The following is a 24,146-nucleotide window of genomic DNA, read 5'->3' as shown; positions in this document are numbered from 1 at the left end:
TGATGCCCGACCAGCAAGGAGCTTGCATGTCCTCTTATCGGATTAACGCCCTCACCACGTGGGCTGCCCAACAAAACGGCCTTTCTGAGGCCGACATTTTACTTTCATCTGCTGTAGGGGATGCGAGTTTTCGGCGCTATTTTCGTTTAACGCTACCCAACGGTACCACCCAAGTGGTCATGGATGCCCCTCCGGAACAAGAGGATTCACAGCCTTTTGTGACCATCGCCCAGCGTTGGCACAGTGCCGGGCTGCCGGTACCCAGAGTGCATGCCGCCAACTTAGCGGATGGCTTCCTACTACTCGACGATTTAGGCAGCACGCCGCTACAGCATCTCTTCATCGATGACGCTACCATACAGGCTTATCACGCGCAGGCGCTCACACTGATCGCTGAACTGCAAAACCGCGCCAGCCCTGAATCATTGCCCGCTTATGACTCGGCGCTACTGGGCCGGGAGCTCGACCTTTTCCCCGAATGGTGTCTTAACGCTTGGTTAAAACTACCTCTCCCGGAAAGTTGGCCTAGCCTACGCGAAAGCCTTATTCAGCAGGCGTTAGCACAGCCGGTTGTCAGCGTGCACCGTGATTTTGATGCCATGAACCTGATGGTACACGACCAGCGCCTATTTATGATTGACTTCCAAGACGCGGTAGCGGGACCACTCAGCTATGACGTTATCTCACTTCTACGCGGCCGCTACTGCCGTTTTAATAGCCAGCAGTTTGCCCATTTCGTAAGCGAGTTTTATCAGCAGGCGCGCCGCGACGGCAGGCTTACCACCCGCGTCGACTCAGCAACCTTTCTGGCTCAATGTCACGCCATGGCCGCCCAGCGCTCGCTAAAAGTACTGGGAATTTTCTGTCGGTTAACGCTGCGTGATCAAAAAAATGGCTACCTTGAGCGGCTGCCGCACTTTTTGGATCATCTGGAGGATAGTCTCTCATCGCTTCCTGATCAGGCAGCGTTTGCAGAGTGGGTCCAGCTCACCTTACGACCCGCCATCATGCAGCGGCTAAAGGAAACAGGCTTATGAGAGCGATGATTCTGGCCGCAGGTCTTGGCAAACGGATGCGCCCGCTCACCGACCACTGCCCCAAGCCGCTACTGCCTGTGGCGGGTAAGCCACTCATCGTGCATCACTTGGAGCGGCTTCGCGAGGCAGGGATTCATGAAGTCGTCATCAATGTCAGCTACCGTGCCGAACAGATTATCCAGGCCCTTGGTAGCGGCGATAACTACGGACTACGCATTCATTGGAGTCGAGAAACAGCGCCGCTGGAAACCGGCGGCGGCATTCAGCAGGCCCTACCGTTGCTGGGAGAAGCGCCGTTTCTACTTATCAACGGCGATGTGTGGTGCGAAGCGCTTCCCGACCAACGCCTACTGCAAGATGAGGACTTAGCCCACCTGATGTTGGTGGATAATCCACCCCATCATCCAAGCGGAGATTTTGGGTTAACTGACGGGCGTGTTATTCAAACCGATACCCAGCGATTCACTTACGCGGGTATTGGCATTATCCACCCCGCGCTGTTAGCCGGGCAGCATCCGGGCGCCTTTGCGCTGGCACCTCTGCTTAGGGACGCTATAGATGACCAACGGGTGAGCGGTGAACGTTATACTGGGCATTGGGTCGATGTAGGCACCCCTGAACGACTTGCCGAGCTGGAAAGTCAGTTACATCAACGTGGCTAACCTGGCTTTCTGGTATAGCGGCGGGCCCGTCCGTTATAAGAAACGGAAAAGATAAGAGCAGCTGGGAAGTAAGGCGCGCAGGCCAAGAAATGTTATGCTGCGCGACTTACCTTTCGTCGCCTAGATGAGGAGAGCAGCGTGAAAGCACGGGTAAAATGGACAGAAGGCCGTCAATTTGTGGCGGAATCCGGTAGCGGCCACAGCGTTGTCATCGACGGCCCACCGGATCACGGAGGCCGCAACACGGGTCCTCGCCCAATGGAAATGCTGCTGATGGGCATGGGCAGCTGTACCGCTTTTGATATCTTGAACATTCTCGATAAAGCGCGCGCCAATGTCACCGATTGCGTGGCCGAGCTTGATGCCGAACGCGCCGATGAAGTGCCCGCCGTATTTACCAAGATCCACGTGCATTTCGTGGTAACCGGGCGAGCATTGAAAGAGAAGCAGGTGCAGCGCGCCGTCGAACTCTCCGCTGAAAAATACTGCAGTGCGTCTATCATGCTGGTTAATGGCGGTGTAGAGATCACTCACTCTTTTGAGATTATTGAGGCTTGAGCCGTTTTTTGCGCGCCCAACGCGCATCATTTTTGCCTCACCTTGCCGCTCGCCTAACCGCGGCGGCAAAAAAAGTAGTTCAGTCGGATGCAACACACCGCCTGGAAGGGCATAATACGCCCGCTCGTTTCGCCTTTAACTGTGTCGTGACTCCCCTGCTTACGCTTGTAAAGTTACGCCGCAGCAATGATGGCAACGTCTTATCGGTTCCGGCGCTGGCTCGTCGGGGTGTCTTCATCTGCCACAGGGAGGTTCGGACGTGACAGACAATCTCCGACTCCACGGGTTTAATAACCTGACCAGCTCGTTGAGCTTCAACATTTACGACATCTGTTACGCCAAAACCGAAGAGCAGCGTGCGGCTTATATCGACTATATCGATGAGCTCTACAACGCCGAACGTTTGACGCAGATTCTTAAAGACGTCACCAATATTATCGGCGCTCATGTGCTGAATATCGCCCGCCAGGACTACGAGCCCCATGGCGCAAGCGTGACGATTTTGATTGCCGAACATGAGCTAGACGAAGCGGCGCCTGAACAGATTAAACCGGGCCCCGGCCCACTGCCAGAAACAGTGGTTGGGCACTTGGATAAAAGTCACGTGACGGTGCATAGTTACCCTGAGTCGCACCCTGACAATGGCATCAGCACCTTCCGACTGGATATCGATGTTTCTACCTGCGGTCATATCAGCCCGCTAAAAGCGCTGAACTACCTGATCCACAGCTTCGACTCCGACATTGTTACCATGGACTACCGGGTGCGTGGCTTTACCCGTGATGTAGATGGTAAAAAACTGTTTATCGATCACGGCATTACTTCCATTCAAGACTACCTTGCAGAAGATACTAAGCATGCGTATCAGATGATGGATGTAAACGTGTATCAGGAAAACATGTTCCACACCAAGATGCTGCTTAAAGACTTCGAGCTGGATAACTATCTGTTCGGCACGTCTCGCCGTGATATTACCTTTGAAGAAGCACGCGATATTGAAAGCCGTTTGCGCAAAGAGATGCTAGAAATTTTTTACTCCCGCAATCTGGACTAACTGCTGTATCGAAACGCCAAAAAGCCAGCTGACGCTGGCTTTTTTTTCATATCAACTAAATATACTGACTTACATGTCATTGCAAGGAGCCTGCGACGAAGCAATCTCTACCTCCGGTGGCACTCAAGCCCAGATCGCCGCGCTTCGCTCGCGATAACAGGAAGGGCTATCGCCGTTAATAAACGCTTGGTTCGCCTTCAGGACGCGTTTTAAAGCGCCGGTGTAACCACAGATACTGCTCCGGGTGCTTGCGAATTGCCTGCTCAATAAACTGATTGACCTTTGTCGCATCCGCAACCTCGTCGTTGCTTGGAAAACCTTCTAAAGCAGGCAGGCTCTCAATGGTATAGGTCGCATTATCGGGATTGCGATGAAACATCATTGGCACTACCGATGCGCCGGTCATACGCGCAAGCTTTGCCGTTAAGCGGATAGTGGCAGCCTGCTGGCCGAACAGCGGTGCAAACACACTGACATCGCGACCAAAATCCTGATCCGGTGAATACCACACCATGCGCCCCTTTTTAAGCTGACGCACCGCACCGCGCAGGTCATATCGATCGATGGCGACACCAAAATTACGACCACGGGCTCGGGTCATAAAGCGTTCAAACAGCGGGTTATTATGCGGTCGATAAACTGCGTCGGCTGAGAAAAAAAGTGAGTGCAGGGCACCGCCTAAATCGAGTGTCGAAAAGTGAACACCGATAACGATGACACCTTTACCCCGCGCTGCTGCGCGGGCCATGTGCTCTTCGCCGATATAGGCCACTCGGTGGCGCAAGCTTTCTCCATCACGACACCAGCCCGTCGCGGTTTCAACAAGGCCAATGCCATTGGCAATGAAAGTACCTTTGACAAGCTGATGCTGTTGTTCGGCACTTTTCTCTGGGAAGCAAAGCGCGATGTTGGTGTCAGTAATGCGTCGCCGCCGCTTGGCAAAGCGCCACGCGAGCAATCCCAGCCCTTTGCCAATGGCCATTTTTAACCGCCAGGGCAGCCAGGCGGCGACATACATGGCACCAATCCCGAGCCAAGTAGGCCAGTAACGTGGATGAGCAAACGAACGCGGGTAGCGTGATCTCGACATAGAAAAAACCGTTTAATCAGAACGCCCATGATAACGCCGGGGCGCTCTGGGCAGTACCCCCGTTAAGAGCGTATAGCTGATCGTATCGCAGCAGCGTGCCACTTCATCCACCGACAGTATCTCGCCGTTGCTAGCCTTGCCCCACAGTATGACCTCGCTGCCAATCGCGGCACCGGGAACATCGGTCACATCAACGGTCAACATATCCATGGAGACTTTACCGGCAATTGCGCAGCGCTGGCCGTTGACCAATACCGGCGTGCCGTCCACCGCATGACGGTCGTAGCCATCGCCATAGCCGCAAGCGACCACGGCAATGAGTGAGCGCCGCGGTGCACGCCAGCGCCCGCTGTAACCCACGGGTTCGCCCTTTTCCAGCTCGCGCAGGGCAATAATTTCCGAGCGTAGGGTCATCACCGGCTGCAATTGCTGGGTAATTTCATTAGCCACTTCCAAAGGGTCGCTGCCGTAGAGCATGACCCCAGGTCGGTTCCAGTCGCCATGGGCGATTGGCCACGCCAGCGTAGCCGGTGAATTAGCTAGGCAAAGCGGCGCCTCTAATTCTCTGGCAAGCGTCTCAAGCTGCGCCATTTGCTGACTAAAATAGTGATTATCGTGCGCATCGGCGGTAGCGAAGTGGCTCATTAGATGGAGCGTTGCCACACTCGGTGCGGCACTCAATTGGCCCCAAATGGCAGCGGCCTCATCAATATCAAAGCCCAGGCGATGCATGCCTGAGTCAACTTTCAACCATACTGGAATAGGCTGGCGCGGGGTTGCCGCTAGCAGGGTATCTACCTGCCACTGGGTATGCACCGCAATCCAAAAACCGTGGGTATCTACCAGCGACAGCTCGTCGGCGCTGAAGATGCCCTCCAGTAGAATAATAGGTTGGGTAATGCCGCCCTGGCGCAGCGCGAGGGCCTCTTCAATACAGGCGACAGCAAAGGCCGGCGCATGCTCCTCTAGCGCTTGGGCGCAAGCCAGTGCGCCGTGACCATAAGCGTCAGCTTTGATCACTGCCACGGAGCGGCTTTGTGGCGCACAGCGGCACGCCAATTGATAGTTATGACGCAGGGCGTCGAGATCAATATCGGCCACAAGGGGGCGCATGGGCTTTCTCACTTACCTGATTGATCAATAACCGCTTATTAATAGCTGTTTATTAATAAGCATTTAGCGATAAAAAGCCGAGTAAGTCCCTAACGGTACTTGCTCGGCTTAGAGGGAAGGCGCATTTAATATTCGCCTGCGGTGCGCTTACGTTTCAAACAAGGCTTCCAAAGAAAGGCCCTGTTTCTCCAGCGAACGGCGCAGCTTTTTAAGCGCTTCAACTTGAATCTGACGGACCCGCTCGCGGGTTAAACCGATTTCGGCTCCCACTTCTTCAAGAGTTGCCGACTCGTGACCGCGCAAGCCAAAGCGTCGCACCACCACTTCGCGCTGTTTTTCGCTCAGTTCGTCCAGCCACAGGTCAACGTGCTCTTTAACGTCGCCATCCACCAAGCGTGCTTCAGGGCCCTGCACTTCATCGTCCGCCAGGGTATCGATCAGCGGCTTATCGCTCTCGCCACCCATGGGGTAATCGACTGATGATACCCGCTCATTAAGCCCGAGCATCTTTTTGACCACCTCCACCGGCTTATCCAGGTGGTCGGCAATCTCTTCAGCGGTGGCTTCGTGGTCAAACTTCTGAGTCAGCTCCCGTGCCGCACGCAGGTATATATTGAGCTCTTTAACCACATGGATCGGCAACCGAATCGTACGCGTTTGATTCATCAGCGCCCGCTCGATGGTCTGACGAATCCACCACGTAGCGTAGGTCGAGAAACGGAAGCCCCGCTCAGGGTCAAACTTCTCAACCGCCCTGATCAGGCCCAGGTTGCCCTCTTCGATCAAATCGAGCAGCGTCAAGCCACGATTAAGATAGCGACGGGCAATCTTTACCACCAGCCTCAGGTTGGATTCAATCATGCGCGAGCGGCCTAACGGGTCGCCCTTGCGCGCCAGACGGCCGTAGTAAACTTCCTCTTCTGGCGTCAATAGTGGCGAAAAGCCGATTTCGTTGAGGTAGATTTGCGTTGCATCCAAGCTTTGGGTCGATTGACGATCCTCACGCCCTAGCGCTTTCTCAAAAGCATCTTCTTCAACCGCGATGTCGTCATCGGTATCATCAAGCGCTTCTTCAGCAGCATCCAGGTCAACCTCCTGTAGATCTTTCTCCAACATACTCATGGCCTTACCCCTCGTTTATCGCCTACCCGCCATTTAGAAAGTCAATGGTGTGCACTCTATGACGCACACCGTATTGTTATGTGACAATTGTTATATGACGCTCGAATACAGCGATTCGGGCAACTTTCAAGTACAACGCTGGCTGCTCACTCTACGGTGAGTGCATTAGCGGGAAGGTAGAAAATCCATGGGATCTTGAGGCTGCCCATCGCGACGAACCTCAAAGTGCAACCTGACATTCTCCGCATCACTGTCCCCCATGGTGGCAATGACTTCGCCCGCCTCTACAACGTCATTTTCACTGACCCTTAAGCTATCGTTATGCGCATACGCACTCAGAAATTGGTCGTTGTGTTTGAGAAGGATGAGATTGCCATAGCCTCTTACGCCACTACCCGCGTAGACCACGATACCAGGCCCTGCCGCTTTTACAGGTTGCCCCTTTTCACCGGTGATATCAATCCCGGCAGTGATGCTGTCACCCTGCCCAAACGCCCCATCGACGCTACCATCAGCAGGCCACTGCCAGGCGATCGTTTCAGCGGGTGTATAGGTACGAGAAGATCGGTCGGCACTTGCCGTTTGGCTGGCCGGAGCAGCTTCAGGCTGCGGTTCTGATGCTGGCTGAGGTGCGGGTTGCTGGGCAGGCTCTGCTGCCGGGGCAGGCTCGGGCTCTGCCGCCGCCACTACTTCTGGCTCCGGCTCAGGTTCTGGTGCAGGCATAGAAGTAGGCGTCGAGGTATTGCTGGAGGAGGACGCAGACACTTGCTCAGCTGCCTCGACAGCATCACGCTCAGCGGTAAGGCGCTGATTGCGTTGAATCGCCGACTCATCGGGCAGCAGCCAATCCAGCTCTTGCTCATCGCTGGCTACAGAGGCTGTTTGCGGGCTCAACCCGGTCGCCACGGCACCGCCGCCACGTGGGGTATCAGAGGGCTGATTACTGGTGTTTGACGCCGTTGAAGCACCTTCGCGCAGCGCAATGGTCTGGCCTGGTCGAATCTGATAAGGCGCATCAATATTGTTGATTGACGCCAACTGGCGGTAATCCAAATTGTGCTGCCAAGCAATACCGTACAAGGTATCACCCGCCTTAACGGTATATTGTGGGGAATTTTCTACCGCCTGGCGGGCTTGGCTTAAGTCACGCACCTGAGGGCTTCCACCTTGCTGGCTGGCACAGCCAGCCACTGCCAATGCCAGCGCCGACATCATAAGCACTTTAAAACTATAACTTTTACGCATATACACCTTACTCCTTTTCAGCGCCAAGCTTGGTATCGGTTGGCCGACGATCCGCGTGCCGATTAAGTAACACAACCATCAGCGCCCCCACGGCCATTAACGCGACAACGCCAGCCACTTGTGCCGAGGCACCGGTCAATGCGGCATAGTCAGCGGGCAACAAATAACGGTGCTCCAATGGAATCATTTGCCCTTCTGGCCCAATTTGATAGCGTAACAGCTCACGCCATGGCCAGAGAACCGGTAACGAACCGACAATGAACCCCAGTAGCAGTTGCATGGTTGACGTATGGTGCCGCCGTAATAGCCAGGACAGTAGGCGGGAGAACACCGCTAAGCCAACTACACAGCCCATTCCAAACAGTATAATAATGCCCATATCCAGGCTACGAATTGCGCCCATAATGGTGCCGTAGAGCCCCATTGTCAGTAATAAAAAACTGCCTGACACTCCCGGTAACAGCATGGCGCTAATAGCGATACAACCTGCCACCATGACGACCAAAGCTTCGTTACCCAGCAGTAGCACCAGCGGCATCATGCCCGGCAATGCCTGAGCCAGCAATAACCCGACCAATAACGGCAGCAGATACCAAATTTTCCACCCGCTACTCGCTTGTCCGACCACCAGCGCCGAGGCCGCTACAAGACCAAAAAAGAACCCGTCCAGTAGCAGTGGGTGCGCCTCCATTAACCAAAGCGCTAAGTGCGCAACGCTAAACAGGCTTACCGCGACACCTGCGAGTAGCGGCACTAGAAAGGCAAGATTCAAATGCAGGCTTAGCGCTCGCCAGCCTCCTTGCCGCCATACACCAATGGCGCTTGGGCCAAATTGCTTAATCGTGTTGATCAGCTCTTCATAAATACCGCTAATAAACGCAATGGTCCCGCCTGACACACCGGGTACTGCGTCGGCGGCGCCCATCCCTGCGCCGCGTAAAAATATCCCCAAGGGTTGCCGCTTCAATCCACTACTCCTTGTAGTAAAGGTACAAAACGCACGGGCTCAAGCCGGCGCTTTTCAAAGGCACTGCCAATGCGTTTTACCTGGGTAAGCCACTGGCTGCCATCGGGGTCTTCCAACGGGGCAATCAACACCCCGTCGTAACTCAATTGCTCTAGTAGCGATGCAGGCACCGTTTGAGCGCAGGCGGTTAATAAAATCACATCAAACGGGGCAACTTCAGCCCAGCCATAACCGCCGTCCGCCACCGCTAGCGTGGCGGGGGCCGCTAACTGACGTAACCGCTCCGCCGCTCGCTCGTGAAGCGCGCCAATACGTTCAATGGAGTAAAGCTCTTCCACTAATCTGGACAGTATCAAGGTTTGATAGCCTGAGCCCGTCCCCAGTTCCAATACTCGTTGCGGCGCAGCGCGCAATACCAGCTCCGTCATGCGCGCCACGATGAACGGTTGCGATAACGTTTGGCCGAAGCCAATCGGTAACGCGGTATCTTCATAAGCACGGTGCGCCAGCGCTTCATCAACAAATAGATGCCGTGGCTCGCTGGCCATCACCTCAAGCACACGGGCATCGTTGATGCCTTGCTGCATAAGGCGCTCGACCATGCGGTCACGGGTGCGCTGGGAGGTCATGCCACGACCACGCAGCTCTCCGGGTGAGATATCAGGCAAAAACATCCAACCATTCCTGCACATCGTTACGCGCGGGGTGTCGCGTTAGGTCTGTTTGAAGGGGCGTAATCGACACATAGCCCGCCTCAACGGCAGCAAAGTCGGTATCATCTCCGTCATCAGCATTGGCCGCTACTGGCGCAATCCAGTAGCGCGTGCGCCCGCGCGGGTCCCGTACCTCTAACGGCTTCTCTGCTGGCCCTCGATACCCCAGCCGAGTCACCTTAACGCCTTTGATTTCTTCCCAGGGGACGTCAGGCACATTGACATTCAGCAGCGTACGCGGCGGTAGCGAGAGCTGATCCGCAGCGCCAATTAAGGTGGCCGCTACTCTTGCGGCGGTGGCAAAGTGGCGCTCACCGCACAGCGACATGGCAATTGCCGTCATACCTAAATTGCGCCCCTCCATCGCTGCTGCGACCGTGCCTGAATAGAGGACGTCGTCGCCCAGGTTACTGCCATGGTTGATACCCGAGATCACTAAATCGGGTTTTTCGTCCCACACGCCGTGAACACCTAAATAGACACAGTCCGCAGGGGTACCATCGACGCTATAAAAACCATTATCCAGCGGTGTCAGCGAGAGCGGCCGTGACAAAGTAAGCGAATTACTCGCACCGCTACGATCTCGATCTGGTGCCACTACGCGAATATTGGCATGCGCCAATAGTGCATCGTGCAGCGCACGCAATCCCGGCGCGTGTACACCATCATCATTTGAAAGCAGCAGTCGCCGCATAGTGAGTCTCCCTGTTCTTAAACACTAACGCTCTAAGCACTAGAGCGATAGACACAAGCGACATGAACGCAGCATAAGCACGAAACGTAGCCGCTCATATCCCTCTCTTTTACTAACTTTTCTGTATGTTAAGCGAAATTCTGATGGTTAAATCAGCTCACCAACATAAGCTCACCCAGCACGGCGGTAGCAAAACTGCCCCGGGGCAGCGCAAACGAAAGCCGCACGGCGTCAGGTTCCCAAGCTAGCTGAGGCTCCAACAGCCGCATACGCAGTGCGCGGCGCGCCTGCTTTACCCCGCTGCGTTCCAAGCCACCGCATAGCCCTGGGTAGTCCTGTAGCAAACGAGCCTCATAAACAGCAGCGTCGCCTTCGCCAGCTTCACCCTCGCCCCACAACACTCCAGTAGGATGCACATCCAGTTCTGCGGCACGGGTCTGCAGCGTTGCATCACTGGCGTCGATATGAAACACGCTTTGGGTTCCGTCCAGCATTAACGTATCGCCCGCCAGCGGCTGTGACCAAGTGTCATCTGCAATGCGTGCACTGAGCAGTTCATTAAACAGAAAACTGCGCGCGGTGGAGAGCATCATACCCTGGCGATCATCACGTTTGCGCCAACCACGGTTAAGTAATGCCTCGGCGCGCTGAAGATTACGCCCTTCGTGTCCAAAGCGCTGAGGGCCAAAATAGTTGGGCACGCCATGCTGACAAAGGGCTTCCCAGCGGCTGACAAAATCTTCGCTTTCGATAGCCTCACCACTCAGCCGTAAAACAAAACGATTAGTGCGGTGAACACCACGCTTCAATTTACGCGGGTGCCGCACCTGCTCAACAACGGTGACTCCCAGCGCATTAAGTGACTGTTCAAGCTCAAAGGGGGCATCGCGCCCTGGCAGATGCACACTTAACCACTGGCGTGTTATGGCAATACGGTCTTTCATGCCGGAGTAACCAATATCCCGCGGAGTGACACCGCAAAGACGACTTAATGTCTTAACCACATCTAACGTGGTTTGATTACGCTTTTCAACTCGCAACCAGAGATGCTCCCCGTGTGCTTCGGGGGTAAAATCGAGCTGTTCGTCGACCCAGAAATCTTCCGGCTGGGCACGGTACTTGCCCGGCTTAGGAGAACCGAACTGAGCATCTAAACAGCGCTGCCACGCTGGCATGTTAATCATTAAGCGCCTCAGAGCGGTTAAGCAGCACCACCGCCTCAGCCGCAATACCTTCACCGCGCCCGGTGAAACCTAATCGTTCGGTGGTGGTGGCTTTAACATTGACCTGACCAAGCTCGAGGCCTAGATCGGCGGCAATCACTTTCCGCATTGCCTCAATATGGGGCGCCATTTTTGGTGCTTGGGCCATCAGGGTGGCATCGATATTAATTACCCCATAGCCCTGCTCCTGAACAAGCGTCACGACATGGCGAAGCAGCTCGCGGCTATCAGCCCCTGCCCACGCCGAGTCCGTATCGGGAAAATGATGACCGATATCGCCCAGGGCACAGGCACCTAACAATGCATCACTAACAGCGTGGAGCAGTACATCGCCATCAGAATGGGCGACGAAGCCATGTTCAAACGGCAGCTTAATGCCACCGATCATGAGGTGATCGCCGGGGCCGAAACGGTGTACATCGAATCCGTGGCCGATACGCATTACTACGCTCCTAATGATTAAAGCCCGTCAGGCGTGTTAGCGGCTTGCGACGCCATGATCGCGGCTGCCAGCGCTAAGTCGTCTGGATGGGTAATTTTCAAATTGTCGCGCCGACCGCTGACCAACTGCGGACTCTCGCCTAGCGCTTCAACCGCCGACGCTTCATCGGTCACTAAGGTTTGCAACTGGCGGGCGGTCTCCAGGGCACGCCTCAGCAGAGCGTAGCGAAAGCCTTGCGGTGTTAAGGCGTGCCACAAGCCATCCCGGGGCTCAGTTCGCGCGCTCAAACAGTTCTTATCAGCACGCTTCATGGTATCTGCTACCGGCATCGCCAATAGCGCACCTGCGGGGTGTGTGGCAGCAGCGTGATGCAACGCCTGCAGATCGCCCTGAGTAATACAGGGGCGGGCCACATCATGCACCAACACTACGTCACCATCCTGAGCCGCCATGGCGTGCAGCGCATTTAAAACGCTGTCCATCCGCTCGCTGCCCCCCGCTACACGCTGCCAATCAGTGAAAGGCACCCAGCGCGGTGAAAACCAGTGGTCATCAACATCTAAACAGAGCACTAAGCGAGCATTGGGAAAAGCGCGGTGCAACCTTGCCAGCGTATGCGCTAGCACCGGCTGTTGATCGGCCAGGGGCAAGTACTGTTTAGGCTTATCAGCCCCCATTCGGCGACCTTGCCCCGCGGCGGGAACCACTAACCAGGTTTGGCTCACTGCGACGGCTCCAGGGGAGCAACCAACCCTGCATTGATACCGATCAACTCATTTTGGATCGCTACCCCAGGCACCCAGAAGAACTGCTCATCGGTACGCACCATGCCCATATCGCTACGTGCCCGCTCCTCAATGGCGTCTAAACCGGTTTTTAAATCCGTCACTTCCGCCGCCAGCCGGGCATTGCGCTCGCGCATGGGTACATTGGCCGCTTCCTGCACGGCCACCCGCTGCTCCACCCGCTGCAAATCGCTCCAGCCGCCGTTACCTAACCACAGCTCGTATTGAAGTAGCGCCAGCACGGCGAGCAAGGTCATCACTAACCATTTGCGCATCACTGCTCTCCGATAACCTATCTTTTACAACCCATCCATTAATATCTATCTATTAAAACCGATCGCCGAGGCTGAATATCAAAATGACGCTTTAAAACAGCGGTTGTTTCAAATAGATGCTCTGACTGGCGCGCATTATGCCATCAAGGCGCACCACCAGCGAGCCGCGCGTCATTTAAATTAAGGGCGTAGATGACTACTTGAAGGGCAGCGCTTGATGGGCCGCGTCTCGATAAGCGCTAACATGCTCGCCCTCTTCATGACAAAACTGTGCGACCCCCGCGGCAAGCCCTGGATGGTCAATATAGTGCAGCGAACGCACGCGCTGAGGGGCAAACCCACGTACCAACTTATGCTCGCCCTGAGTCCCTGGATCAAACAGCGACAAACCATGCTGCAAACAGTACTCAATCCCTTGGTAGTAACACGCCTCGAAGTGCAGGCAGTCTGCGACGACCTCGCTTCCCCAATAGCGACCATAGAGCGAACGGGGGCCGCGAAAATACAGCGCAGCCGCCACCGGGCGTTCTTCAATATGGGCCTGCACCAACACTAACGCGCCCGGCATGGTTTGGCGCAGGCGCTCAAAAAAGTCATGATTCAGATAAGGCGGTCGTCCACGCTCATGATAGGTAATCGCATAGCAGCGATAGAAATGGGCCATATCGGCGGAAGTGATCGCACTTCCTTCCAAACGCAATACCTTTAAGCCCTGGTCGGCAACCAAGCGACGCTCGCGTTTGATCATCTTGCGGCGCTTTGAAGTAAGGCTGGCCAAGAAACCATCAAAATCACCGAAGCCACGGTCACGCCACTGAAACTGAACGCCTTCACGGGTGATCAGCTCTGGACAGTGTGCTTGCCAGGCGGCTACATCCGCTTCATCGGCAAACAACAAGTGCCAGCTCGAAAGATCAAGGCTTTCACACTGCTCACGCCATGCATCGGCGAGCAGAGCGCGTACGGCACTGGCATTGGCGTGCTTGGCAATTAGCGTGCGTGTGCCTGGCACCGGCGTAAACGGCACCGCGCTTAGCGCTTTAGGGTAGTAGCAGCCACCGGCGCGCTCTAACGCTTCCGCCCAGCCCCAATCGAACACATACTCACCGTAAGAGTGATGCTTACGATACATTGGCATTGCAGCGACCAATTGCTCACCTTGCCATACACTCAAGTGGCAGGGCTCCCAGCCAGTCGCCAAGCTGACCGAGCCGCTCTCTTCCAGTGCGTTTAAAAAAGCATGACGTAAAAAGGGCTGATCGTTGTCTACCAGAGCATCCCACTGGCTTGCTGTAACGGCCCCAATAGTGGATAGAATAGTGAGCGAAAGCGGGTGTGACGGCATAGCTCCTCCCAGAAAGTGTCGGCTTACAGAGCGTGTGGGGGCTAACGCCATGAAGATTGCCAACGCCACTTTACACTAACTGCTTACACAAACCGTTTACATTAACTATTTACAGTCACCATTTACACCTATCGTTTACGCTGACCGTTTATAACGACTGTTTATAACGACTGTTTACACCAAACATTACCACCGACGACCCAGACCTAGCGCAGAGCAACGTTCCAACTGCCCTGCCTAACACGCCACGCCGGTAGCGGCATAAGGAGAGGCTATGACGCGCGACTTAACGGGTGACTTTCAAACGCAGCGCCAAGCTGTTGATCACATACCCTACCCGACGTTAACGGTGCGACGTGATCGTCTGGCCCGCTTAGCACGCATGACCAAACATCATCAGCTTGAGATTATTCGGGCAATTCAAACCGATTTTGGCAAGCGCAGCGATGTGGAAATACGCATCGCTGAAATCAGCTCGGTGCTGCACGCAATTCGCCACGCCAGGCTACACCTGTGGCATTGGATGCGCCCTTGGTCGGTCAGCATGCCTTGGCGGCTACTGCCTGCCCGGGCACGCGTCTCACCTCAGCCGTTAGGCATTGTCGGCGTTATGTCGCCCTGGAACTACCCGTGGAGCTTGGCACTAATGCCAGTGGTGGATGCGTTTGCAGCAGGTAACGTGGTAATGCTCAAGCCTAGCGAGCTCTCCCCCGCGACTAGCGCTCTGTTAATGCGGTTAGTACCGCAATACTTCACCCATGAAGAGTTCAAAGTAGTGGAAGGCGATGTTGAGATAGCGCGTCGTTTCAGCAGCTTACCGTTCGATCACCTGGTATTTACCGGTTCCACCGCTGTAGGACGAGAGGTGGCGCAAGCGGCGGGGGCGAACTTGACCCCCACTACGCTGGAGCTTGGCGGCAAGTCACCGGCGATAGTGGCAGGCGATGCAGATCTGGATAAAGCCGCTGCGGCGATTATTTTCGGCAAAGGCATGAACGGCGGACAAACCTGTATTGCCCCCGACTACGTGTTGGTAGAGAGCCGCCACATTAGTGCTCTGACAAAGGCCCTAAGCGAGGCTATCCAACAACAGCGGCCCAACGATCAAGCGGCCACTCATTCCATTAACGTAACTCATCAGCAACGTCAGGATGCCTTACTTCAAGAAGCCCACGATCATGGCTGCAGAATCATTGATCACGGTGCTCATGCGCCCGCGTTGATTATCGACCCTCATCAAGGCTTGCAAGTGATGCGCGAAGAAATTTTTGGCCGCTGCCTACCGGTCATTGGTGTCAATGATATGCAAGCCGCCATCAACTTTGTGAATGCTCGCCCTCACCCGTTAGCACTTTATGCGTTCACCCTCGATAAAGGTTTACAGCAACAACTGCTGCAAACGACGCACTCGGGCGCGCTGGTATTTAATGCCACGCTGCTCCATCACGCCGTGCCCTCTTTACCTTTTGGCGGTATAGGGGAGAGCGGCATGGGCGCTTACCATGGCCGCCACGGCTTTGAGCGCTTTAGTCATTTAAGGAGCGTTTTTTATCAGTCTAAACGTACGCCCAGCCATATGCTTTACCCGCCTTATCGGCGTTGGCTAATGAAACTTATTGGGCTTGGCTAAAGCTTATAAAGTAATGACCGATAGTTAATTACTAAATGTTATAACGCCCTTATGATATGTTTAATTAATTTTCTGCTTTGGAACGGTCATGCAAGCCCCAGACACTCCCGATAATGAAACACAGCGCCTGGCGGCCTTGCATGCTTTAGAGGTACTTGATACCCCCGAAGAGAGGGCTTTTGAGCGCATGACGCAGTTGGCACGTGACCTGTTTGACGTGCCTATTGCACTAGTTTCGTTAGTGGATAAAGAGCGCCAATGGTTTAAGTCGCACCAGGGGCTTGAAGCGTGTGAAACAGGCCGAGAGGTCTCTTTCTGCGCCCATGCAATCGCTTATGACGCCCCTTTAGTGATTGAAGATACGCTGCATGACGATCGCTTTATCGACCATCCTTTAGTCGGCGACCTGCCGCATATCCGTTTTTACGCCGGTTACCCATTACGGCCACTCAATGGCATGGCAGTTGGAACGCTGTGCATTATTGACCAACAGCCTCGCCACTTCAGCGAGCGTGACTTAAAGCTGTTGGGTAGCTTGGCCGGTCAAGTAGAAGAGCTATTGCGCCAGCATAAGCTCCGGATGGACTTGACACGCACTGCGAGCCGCTTTGAAGCGCTGTTTACCAAAAGCGCAACTGCCAAGGTGCGCATTGATCATGCGGGTCTCATTATTGGCATCAACCCCTTTGCGCTAAACCTACTGGGCTATGAAGAGAGCGAGCTGCTGGGCAAAAATGTCGCGACTCTCACTCCGCCTAACATTAGCCCACAGCACGACTCGTTTATCGCCCGCTATATTGCGGGCAGCGAACCTAACGTCATTGGCCGTGGCCGTGAAGTTGAAGCGCTACATAAAGATGGACGCACTATCCCCGTTCATCTGGCTATTAACGCCATTCACAATGATCACGGTGAAGTGGTGGAATTTTTAGGCGTACTCACCGACTTATCTGACGTTTACGCCGCTAACCGCAGAATGCACAAAGAGCAGAATCTGCTCAAAGTTCTCCACCAGGGAATTACCGATTACCAGGCATTAATGTCAGGCAAACGCCTGTGGATCTTCTTGATGGAGGCACTGCGGGAACTGACCGACAGTGATTACGCGCTGATAGGTGAAGTGTTGTCCACTGACACCACCAATGCGCTTAAAATCCATGCGATTACTGACTTATCCTGGAGTGAAGAGTCCCGAGTCCTGATGGAGCGGCTGCGGAGTGGTGACATGATCCTCTCTAATCCAAAATCGCTGCTTGGCAGCGTATTTGCTCATGGGGAAGTGATCATGACCAATGATGTCTACAGTCACGTCAAACGCGGAGGCTTCCCCCCCGGCCACCCTGTTCTTCACAACTATCTTGGCGTGCCTATCTTCAGCGGCGAACGTCTGATTGGCATGTACGCCATTGCCAATAGCAAGCAGCTATTGGACCAGTCATTGCTGGACTGGCTGCAGCCATTTACCGACACCTGCTCGCTACTTATAAATCTCTACAGCCAAATGGCCGAGCGCGAGCAAGTCACCCAGGATCTCGCAAGGGCCAGAGACCAAGCCGAAAAAGCCAATCAAGCTAAAAGCGAATTTCTTTCATCGATGAGCCATGAGCTACGCACACCGCTTAACGCTATCATTGGTTTTTCACAGCTGTTGGCCAAAGGGCGGCGTGACCCACTGAGCGAAAAGCAGCTGCGTCAAATAGGCCAAATTGAAACAAGCGGACAACACTTATTGAGCTTAATTAATGAGGTGCTTGATCTCGCTAGAATTGAGGCGGGGCATCTTACGTTGTCAATTGAGACCATAGCGATTGCAAACGTCATTAATGATGCTTGTAGCACCCTAGAGGCCAATATCGAAGCTGCTGGCATTAGGCTAACGCGCAAGCTGACGCCGCTGAACTGTCTGGTAACCGCTGACTACACTCGCACCAAGCAGGTAATGCTTAATCTGCTTTCTAATGCGATTAAATATAATAGCCACCAAGGCTCTATCAATATTGCGGTAACACAATTGGGTGACGAAGTACGCATCAGTGTGAGTGACTCGGGTAAAGGCATTGCGATTGAACGCCAGAATGAACTGTTTGAGCCGTTTAATCGTTTAGGCGCCGAGCTTGAAGCCGTCGAGGGAACGGGTATTGGCCTGGCGATAACGCGTGAATTAATCGGTCGCATGCAAGGCCGCATTGGTGTCGATAGCACGCCAGGCTTAGGCTCAACGTTTTGGTTTACGTTACCGATGGCCGAACAGAGTGCCGCCCCAGAGAGCACGCTTTCAAGCCCGCCAGTAGAAACTACCAACCATAGCGAGCATGTATTCCAACTGCTGTATGTCGAAGACAACCCTACTAACCAGCGGCTAATGGAAGATATTATTGAAGAGTTTGCCCATGTACAGCTTCACACGGCGGCCAGCGCTGAATTAGGGCTTGAAATCATGCGTCAATCGACGCCAGATTTAGTGTTAATGGATATACATTTACCAGGCATGAACGGTTACCAGGCCCTAGCGGAGATGCAACAAGACCCTAACCTCCAGCATATTAAAGTGGTGGCTCTATCGGCCAATGCTATGGAGCGAGATCTACGCCATGGGTTTGCCGCAGGGTTTGCCGATTACCTCACCAAGCCTATTGATATCGAACAGCTAAGCCTTACGCTCAATCAGTTTTTGAATGCCGTGCCAAGGAAGGAGCCATGAGCCTTACCGAAAAACACCTGCTGGTCGTTGACGACAACACGGTTAATATCGACCTAATGCTCGATCTGCTCGACGAGTATGGTTTCGAGAATGTCCATGGCATCAATGACCCACGCAAAGTGCTGGTCCACTGCCAGAAGCAGCTTCCTGACTTGCTGCTGCTAGATATACGCATGCCTCACCTGGATGGCTACGCGGTCATTGAAGAGTTGCGAAATCACTTTGCCGATCAGATGCCCCCGATCATTGTGCTTACTGCACAAATTGATGATGTGACTCGACAGCGCGCCTTGGCCATGGGGGTTCGTGACTTTATCACCAAACCGTTTAAACAAGATGAAGTCCTGCAACGGATACGCAATACCCTTGACGTCGAACACCGCTACCAGGTTCGCGATAAGCAGGCCGATACGTTAGAACTCATGGTGGCCAAACGCACCCAGGAACTGGATCGCCAGTCCCGGACTGATTCGATCACCCAACTACCTAACCGTCGCGGACTAGAACAGGCGCTGCAAGCGGCTGCCCTCCAAGCCTCTGGCACTGGGCTACTGTTTATTGCGCTAGATAAGCTTGACGATGTAGTGCGGCTACACGGCTATCGGGTTGCCGACCAACTGCTGCGTTTTATTAGCCAACGCCTTCGTCGGCAGCTCAGCCCTGAGTGCCTTTTGGGTTTATGGGGCGGTAGCGAGCTAGTGGTGATTACCACGACAGCCGACCCGGATAAGCTGCTGCAAATGGCTAACCAATTGTTGGCGTGTTTCGAACAGGATCAGGCGCTAGATGCGCTATTGTTGCCATTAAGTGCACGTATCGGGATCAGCGGTGAAGCGGGCCCTTTTGAGACAGAGCGACTAGTTCACATGGCCGCACTAGCCTTGCCGCCCGAAGGGACGCTACTCGTGCAACGTTACACGCCAGCGATTGAGGAGAAGCAGCGCCACCGGCTCCATCTGCAGCAGGCAATACGCGGCGCCACCGAACGAGGTGAAATGTCGCTCGCCTTTCAGCCTAAATTATCGCTGGCTGATCATAAGATACTTGGCGCAGAAGCGCTGTTGCGCTGGCAGCATCCTGAGTTTGGACTCATCTCTCCTGGTGAGTTTATTCCGTTGGCAGAAGCCAGCGGCGATATTCTCTCAATTGGTGACTGGGTGCTGGATGAGGCCATGCGCCACATTAACGCGTGGCGGGCACAAGGGTTGCTCAATGACGATTTCCATATCGCGGTTAACGTAGCCGCTCGTCAGTTAACCCGTAAGGATTTTGCCCAACAGCTGCTGAAGCGATTAGCCGAACAGCAGATACCCGAACGCTTTTTCGCTCTGGAAGTGACCGAGTCAGGTCTGATGAGCGACATGAATCACGCCCGCCAGCAGCTCGCTCAACTGGCCAAAATGAACATCGCCGTGGCGATTGATGATTTTGGCACCGGACAGTCGTCGCTGGCGTATATTAAAACGCTGCCCTTCTCGACGCTCAAAATTGACCGCGCCTTTGTCATGGATCTGGAAACCAGCGCAATTGATCGCCAACTGGCGCACACTATTACCCAACTGGCGCACAGTGTAGGCTGCGATGTGGTGGCAGAAGGCATCGAAACCTCGGCTCAAGCAGCGTATTTAAGCTCCATTGGCTGTGAAGCCGCACAGGGTTATTTCTATGCCCGCCCGCTGCCAGCAGAGGCGTTTGCAACCTGGTGCACCGAATGGAAGCCACTTCTTTCTACCCCGTACACGGAGACCGTTAATGGCTCATGACTTACTTGACCGCTTACGCGAACGCTTAGAAGAACTCAATCGCTCGGAGCGTAAAGTCGCCAATGTAATTCTTGAGGACCCCACGGTCGCCACGAGTCTTAGCATCGCCAGCCTGGCTCAGGCGGCAAGCGTGAGTGAGCCCACGGTGAACCGGTTTTGCCGCAATTTCGGCGCCAAAGGCTACCCCGATTTTAAAATAAAATTAGCCCAGAGCTTAGCCGGTGGTACACCTTACGTAACCCGGGCAGTGGAGCCAGGTGACTCCGCCACGCAGTACACTCATAAAATCTTTGGTGCCACTATCGCTGCGCTTGACGAAGCGCAGCGCGAAATCGATATGGCCGCTATTGAGCGCATGGTCGACTATCTCACTCAGGCCAAGCAGATTCACATCTTCGGGCTGGGAGCCTCCGGCGCGGTAGCCCAAGACGCCCAACACAAATTCTTCCGCTTCAACCTACCGGTAATGGCCTACATTGATGTGCTGATGCAGCGCATGGTCGCCGCTGCTTGCCATACGGGGGATGTCGTCGTGATTATTTCCTACACCGGGCGTACCCGCGAGTTAGTCGATATTGCCCGGCTCGCCCGCGACGCAGGGGCGGTAGTGCTCGGCATTACCGCGCCCAAATCACCCCTGGCCAACGAATGTACCGCCACCCTTGATGTCGCCACGCCTGAAGACACCGATCACTACATGCCGATGACCTCGCGAGTGATCCAGCTAACGCTGATTGATGCGCTGGCCACCGGAGTGACCTTGAGGCGTGGTGAAGACTTTCTACCCCACCTCAAGAAAATCAAAGACAGTCTGCGTGACACCCGCTTTCCGGTGGAAAAACCCGGTAAGTGAAGGGAAAATAGTGAATGGTGAGGAGTGAATAGAAAGCCGTTAGCTCACTGCAGCGGTGACGGTGATTTCCACTTTGAGTTCATCAGAGGGGAGTGGTGCGCACACGCAAGTGCGCGCCGGTGCGTAGCCTTCCGGCACCCAGGCATCCCATACCGCGTTCATAGCGGCAACGTCGCTGCCCTCTTTTAGATAAACCGTAGCGGTCAGCAGCTGCTCACGGCTTGAACCAATCTCTTTTAACAACGCATCCACCCGCGCCAGCATGCTTTCCGTTTGAGCGGTAATATCCCCCTCGCGGGCCTCTGGACCAGCCACTTGGCCACACAGATAGGCCACGCCCTGGTGGATAACGGCACGGCTCATGCGGGCTTTCGTATCGTGGCGCTGAATCTTCATAGTGCAAACTCCCAATAATTTCAAAAAAAGCAGTTTAAACCGCTTTGCGCACCTTTGACCATGGCCGTTGCATTAACGCTCTCACGGCCTTTCCGTGGGCACCGGGCGATGCTCAAAGACCCGCCGCAGCACAAAGCTGGTATGCGCGCCGGTTACACCCTCAATGCGATTAATCACGTGCAGCAAAAGGTGCTGGTAATCATCCATGTCGCGCACCAAAATCTTCAGCTGAAAATCCGCCGCCTGGCCAGTAATGATCAGACACTCAATGACATTGGGTATCTCGCGAATATGGCGTTCAAAATTATCGAAGCGCTCAGGCGTGTGCTGATCCATGGAGATGTGCAGTAGCGCCATTAGCTGGTAGCCCAACTGGCGGGCATCCACTTCAGCGCGGTACTGCAGTATCAAGCCGTGCTCTTCCAAGGCCCTCACACGGCGTAAACAGGGCGAAGGCGAAAGCCCGATCCGATCCGCCAGCTCCTGGTTACTGATACGCCCCTCCTGTTGGACAATATCTAAGATATGACGGTCAAAACGATCCAGAGCAAGTGGTGTTACCGGCATAGCAAGCAGCTCCTGCCAATTAAAATAATTAAAAAGATATATTCTGCCAATTATCTCCTTATTGCCCACATCTTAGCAATAACCTTTCGCTATAAACCCCTTACAATGGGTGAACTGCCAAAAGCAGTGAACTGTTGAATACGGCTTATGCCACAAGCAGCCGTCCCTATGATCTCCATTGATTTCAGGAAGACCTCCACTTTTAGGAAGACCGCCATGCCTGCTTTTGATCATCGCAAATATCGCCCCGCGCCCCGTGTGCCTGCTTTCAATCGCCAATGGCCGGATCGTGATCTTGATCACGCCCCCATCTGGGTGAGCGAAGACCTACGCGATGGCAACCAGGCGTTACTCGAGCCGATGACCGTTGAGCAGAAACAGCGCTTTTGGCATCAGATCGTTAAAGTGGGCATTAAAGAAGTCATGGTGGGCTTCCCCTCCGCCAGCCAGCCCGACTACGACTTCGTGCGTTGGCTGATTGAAGAAGATCAAATTCCCGAAGATGTCACCATCGCCGTACTGGTGCAGTGCCGTGAACACCTGATTGAAAAGACCTTTGCCTCGTTGGTCGGCGCCAAGCGCGCCATTGTTCACCTTTATAACTCCACCTCGACCATACAGCGCGAACGCGTGTTCGAGATGGATCGAGCTGGGATTGTCGATATCGCCGTGCAAGGCGCCACCTGGGTCAAAACCTACGCCGACCAATACCCTGCCATTGAGTGGTGTTTCCAATACACCCCGGAAAGTTTCTCCAGCACCGAGATCGACTTCTCCCTGGAAATCTGCGAAGCGGTGATGGACGTCTGGCAGCCAACGCCAGATCACAAGTGCATTCTCAACCTACCCACCACGGTGGAAGTGGCAGGGCCGCACCATCACGCCGACCAGATTGAGTACTTTTGCCAGCATATCAGCCGTCGCGACAGCGTGATTATCTCGGTACATACCCATAATGACCGCGGTGGTGCGGTGGCGTCTGCAGAACTCGCCCTGCTGGCGGGTGCCGAGCGGGTAGAAGGCACCCTGCTAGGCAATGGCGAGCGTACGGGCAATATGGATATCGTCACCTTGGCCATGAACCTCTACAGCCAAGGCATTGATCCTCAGTTGGATCTCTCCAATCCGGATGAAATTATCCAGGTGGTCAACGAGTGCACCGGTATCGCCATGCATCCGCGCCACCCCTGGGTGGGCGAGATGGTCTATACCGCTTTCTCGGGCAGCCACCAGGATGCGATTCGTAAATCCCTCAAACATCAAAAGCCAGACGAGCCTTGGCAAGTGGCTTATCTGCCCATCGACCCCCACGATATCGGCCGCGACTATCAGGCGGTGATTCGCGTCAATAGTCAGTCCGGCAAGGGCGGTATGGCGTTTCTGCTTGAGCGCGATTACGGCATTAACTTGCCGCGCTGGATGATGCTGGCCTTGGCCCCTTACGTGCAGCAGGAAAGCGAACAGCGCGCCAGCGAGCTCTCCAGCGAAATGATTCGTCAGGTGATGTTCGACAATTTCACCCAGGAAGCACCGCTATCGCTGGTGGAGTACCGGCTCTCAAAAGGCCAACAGGAAGGCATTGAAGTCACGCTACGCCAAGGCGACGAGTTGCTTCTTCTCTCTGGCAAGGGCAACGGCGCAATGTCTGCATTTACCGATGCGTGGCAACGCCACTCTGGCAGCAGCGTAGGCATTATCGATTACAGCGAGCACTCCCTGGGTGCCAGCAGTGAAGCCAATGCCATCGCCTTTGTGCAGCTCAATATCGATGGCCAGCGGCTCTGCGCGGTGGCCGAGGATAGCGATACGGTGAGTGCATCGCTCAAGGCGCTGTTGTCAGGCATTAACGCAGCCCAGGCAGTGGAAGCGCGTCTACAAAAAGTAACCGCCGTCGAAGCGTAAACGGCTGGG

At 54.6% G+C, this 24,146-nt stretch carries 23 protein-coding genes; 9 read left to right on the top strand and 14 right to left on the bottom strand.

Annotated elements, in window-relative coordinates; genetic code table 11:
- Window positions 1–26: 26 nt before the first annotated feature.
- The 4 genes from MLE19_RS06440 (at window position 27) to speD (ending at window position 3,311) form a co-directional block, all read left to right on the top strand.
- Entirely contained in the window at window positions 27–1,037 is a 1,011-nt protein-coding gene (locus MLE19_RS06440; RefSeq protein WP_240717247.1) for an aminoglycoside phosphotransferase family protein, read from the top strand.
- Window positions 1,034–1,699 carry an N-acetylmuramate alpha-1-phosphate uridylyltransferase MurU gene (gene murU, locus MLE19_RS06435; protein WP_240717246.1) on the top strand — a complete coding sequence of 222 codons (666 nt, stop codon included), beginning with the start codon at window positions 1,034–1,036 and terminating at the stop codon, window positions 1,697–1,699. The genes MLE19_RS06440 and murU overlap by 4 nt, the downstream gene beginning before the upstream one ends.
- A gap of 138 nt (window positions 1,700–1,837) precedes the next feature.
- On the top strand, window positions 1,838–2,257 hold the full coding sequence (locus MLE19_RS06430; RefSeq protein ID WP_240717245.1) for an OsmC family protein: 420 nt from the start codon (window positions 1,838–1,840) through the stop codon (window positions 2,255–2,257).
- 259 nt (window positions 2,258–2,516) lie between these two features.
- Entirely contained in the window at window positions 2,517–3,311 is a 795-nt protein-coding gene (gene speD / locus MLE19_RS06425; protein WP_240717244.1) for an adenosylmethionine decarboxylase, read from the top strand.
- A gap of 175 nt (window positions 3,312–3,486) precedes the next feature.
- On the opposite strand, the gene lpxL is transcribed toward speD, so the two are convergent.
- The 12 genes from lpxL to MLE19_RS06365 form a co-directional block, all read right to left on the bottom strand.
- Complete coding sequence (gene lpxL, locus MLE19_RS06420) at window positions 3,487–4,401, bottom strand: LpxL/LpxP family Kdo(2)-lipid IV(A) lauroyl/palmitoleoyl acyltransferase (protein ID WP_240717243.1); 915 nt, start codon at window positions 4,399–4,401, stop codon at window positions 3,487–3,489.
- A gap of 12 nt (window positions 4,402–4,413) precedes the next feature.
- Window positions 4,414–5,514 carry an alanine racemase gene (gene alr / locus MLE19_RS06415; RefSeq protein ID WP_240717242.1) on the bottom strand — a complete coding sequence of 367 codons (1,101 nt, stop codon included), beginning with the start codon at window positions 5,512–5,514 and terminating at the stop codon, window positions 4,414–4,416.
- 147 nt (window positions 5,515–5,661) lie between these two features.
- On the bottom strand, window positions 5,662–6,636 hold the full coding sequence (rpoS, locus tag MLE19_RS06410) for an RNA polymerase sigma factor RpoS (RefSeq protein ID WP_240717241.1): 975 nt from the start codon (window positions 6,634–6,636) through the stop codon (window positions 5,662–5,664).
- Window positions 6,637–6,801: 165 nt separating this feature from the next.
- Window positions 6,802–7,881: a peptidoglycan DD-metalloendopeptidase family protein gene (locus MLE19_RS06405; protein ID WP_240717240.1), complete on the bottom strand. Its 1,080-nt coding sequence runs from the start codon at window positions 7,879–7,881 to the stop codon at window positions 6,802–6,804.
- Window positions 7,882–7,888: 7 nt separating this feature from the next.
- Window positions 7,889–8,848: a DUF368 domain-containing protein gene (locus tag MLE19_RS06400; RefSeq protein ID WP_240717239.1), complete on the bottom strand. Its 960-nt coding sequence runs from the start codon at window positions 8,846–8,848 to the stop codon at window positions 7,889–7,891.
- Entirely contained in the window at window positions 8,845–9,522 is a 678-nt protein-coding gene (locus MLE19_RS06395) for a protein-L-isoaspartate(D-aspartate) O-methyltransferase (RefSeq protein ID WP_240717238.1), read from the bottom strand. Before MLE19_RS06395 ends, MLE19_RS06400 begins: the two co-directional genes overlap by 4 nt.
- On the bottom strand, window positions 9,509–10,255 hold the full coding sequence (gene surE / locus MLE19_RS06390) for a 5'/3'-nucleotidase SurE (RefSeq protein ID WP_240717237.1): 747 nt from the start codon (window positions 10,253–10,255) through the stop codon (window positions 9,509–9,511). Before surE ends, MLE19_RS06395 begins: the two co-directional genes overlap by 14 nt.
- A gap of 152 nt (window positions 10,256–10,407) precedes the next feature.
- On the bottom strand, window positions 10,408–11,439 hold the full coding sequence (truD, locus tag MLE19_RS06385; RefSeq protein WP_240717236.1) for a tRNA pseudouridine(13) synthase TruD: 1,032 nt from the start codon (window positions 11,437–11,439) through the stop codon (window positions 10,408–10,410).
- Window positions 11,432–11,920 (bottom strand): 2-C-methyl-D-erythritol 2,4-cyclodiphosphate synthase, encoded by a 489-nt coding sequence (gene ispF, locus MLE19_RS06380; protein ID WP_240717235.1) that lies wholly within the window; start codon window positions 11,918–11,920, stop codon window positions 11,432–11,434. Before ispF ends, truD begins: the two co-directional genes overlap by 8 nt.
- Window positions 11,921–11,937: 17 nt before the next feature.
- Window positions 11,938–12,645 (bottom strand): 2-C-methyl-D-erythritol 4-phosphate cytidylyltransferase, encoded by a 708-nt coding sequence (gene ispD, locus MLE19_RS06375; protein WP_240717234.1) that lies wholly within the window; start codon window positions 12,643–12,645, stop codon window positions 11,938–11,940.
- On the bottom strand, window positions 12,642–12,980 hold the full coding sequence (gene ftsB / locus MLE19_RS06370) for a cell division protein FtsB (RefSeq protein ID WP_240717233.1): 339 nt from the start codon (window positions 12,978–12,980) through the stop codon (window positions 12,642–12,644). Before ftsB ends, ispD begins: the two co-directional genes overlap by 4 nt.
- A 196-nt stretch (window positions 12,981–13,176) precedes the next feature.
- Entirely contained in the window at window positions 13,177–14,325 is a 1,149-nt protein-coding gene (locus tag MLE19_RS06365; protein WP_240717232.1) for a GNAT family N-acetyltransferase, read from the bottom strand.
- Window positions 14,326–14,599: 274 nt separating this feature from the next.
- On the opposite strand from MLE19_RS06365, the gene MLE19_RS06360 reads away from it, so the two are divergent.
- The 4 genes from MLE19_RS06360 (at window position 14,600) to MLE19_RS06345 (ending at window position 21,272) form a co-directional block, all read left to right on the top strand.
- Window positions 14,600–15,955 (top strand): aldehyde dehydrogenase family protein, encoded by a 1,356-nt coding sequence (locus MLE19_RS06360; protein ID WP_240717231.1) that lies wholly within the window; start codon window positions 14,600–14,602, stop codon window positions 15,953–15,955.
- Between the two features lie 88 nt (window positions 15,956–16,043).
- The gene (locus MLE19_RS06355) at window positions 16,044–18,656 is read left to right on the top strand and encodes an ATP-binding protein (RefSeq protein ID WP_240717230.1); all 2,613 of its coding nucleotides are present in this window, start codon (window positions 16,044–16,046) and stop codon (window positions 18,654–18,656) included.
- Window positions 18,653–20,419, top strand: a complete 1,767-nt coding sequence (locus tag MLE19_RS06350; protein ID WP_240717229.1) for a GGDEF/EAL domain-containing response regulator — start codon at window positions 18,653–18,655, stop codon at window positions 20,417–20,419. Before MLE19_RS06355 ends, MLE19_RS06350 begins: the two co-directional genes overlap by 4 nt.
- A complete protein-coding gene (locus tag MLE19_RS06345) occupies window positions 20,409–21,272 on the top strand; it encodes a MurR/RpiR family transcriptional regulator (protein ID WP_240717228.1) in 864 nt (287 codons plus the stop codon). Before MLE19_RS06350 ends, MLE19_RS06345 begins: the two co-directional genes overlap by 11 nt.
- Before the next feature lie 39 nt (window positions 21,273–21,311).
- Here the strand turns inward: MLE19_RS06345 and MLE19_RS06340 are convergent, their stop codons facing one another.
- Together MLE19_RS06340 and MLE19_RS06335 are read right to left on the bottom strand one after the other, a co-directional pair.
- A complete protein-coding gene (locus tag MLE19_RS06340) occupies window positions 21,312–21,668 on the bottom strand; it encodes a RidA family protein (RefSeq protein WP_240717227.1) in 357 nt (118 codons plus the stop codon).
- 81 nt (window positions 21,669–21,749) lie between these two features.
- Entirely contained in the window at window positions 21,750–22,235 is a 486-nt protein-coding gene (locus MLE19_RS06335) for an Lrp/AsnC family transcriptional regulator (RefSeq protein ID WP_240717226.1), read from the bottom strand.
- A gap of 216 nt (window positions 22,236–22,451) precedes the next feature.
- Between MLE19_RS06335 and MLE19_RS06330 the strand changes: the two genes are divergently transcribed.
- Window positions 22,452–24,137 (top strand): 2-isopropylmalate synthase, encoded by a 1,686-nt coding sequence (locus MLE19_RS06330; protein WP_240717225.1) that lies wholly within the window; start codon window positions 22,452–22,454, stop codon window positions 24,135–24,137.
- The last annotated feature ends 9 nt before the right edge of the window (window positions 24,138–24,146 follow it).

It is taken from the genome of Vreelandella neptunia (assembly GCF_022489065.1).
In the GTDB taxonomy this organism is placed as follows: domain Bacteria; phylum Pseudomonadota; class Gammaproteobacteria; order Pseudomonadales; family Halomonadaceae; genus Vreelandella; species Vreelandella neptunia_A.
This window is presented reverse-complemented; position numbering and strand designations above follow the sequence as displayed.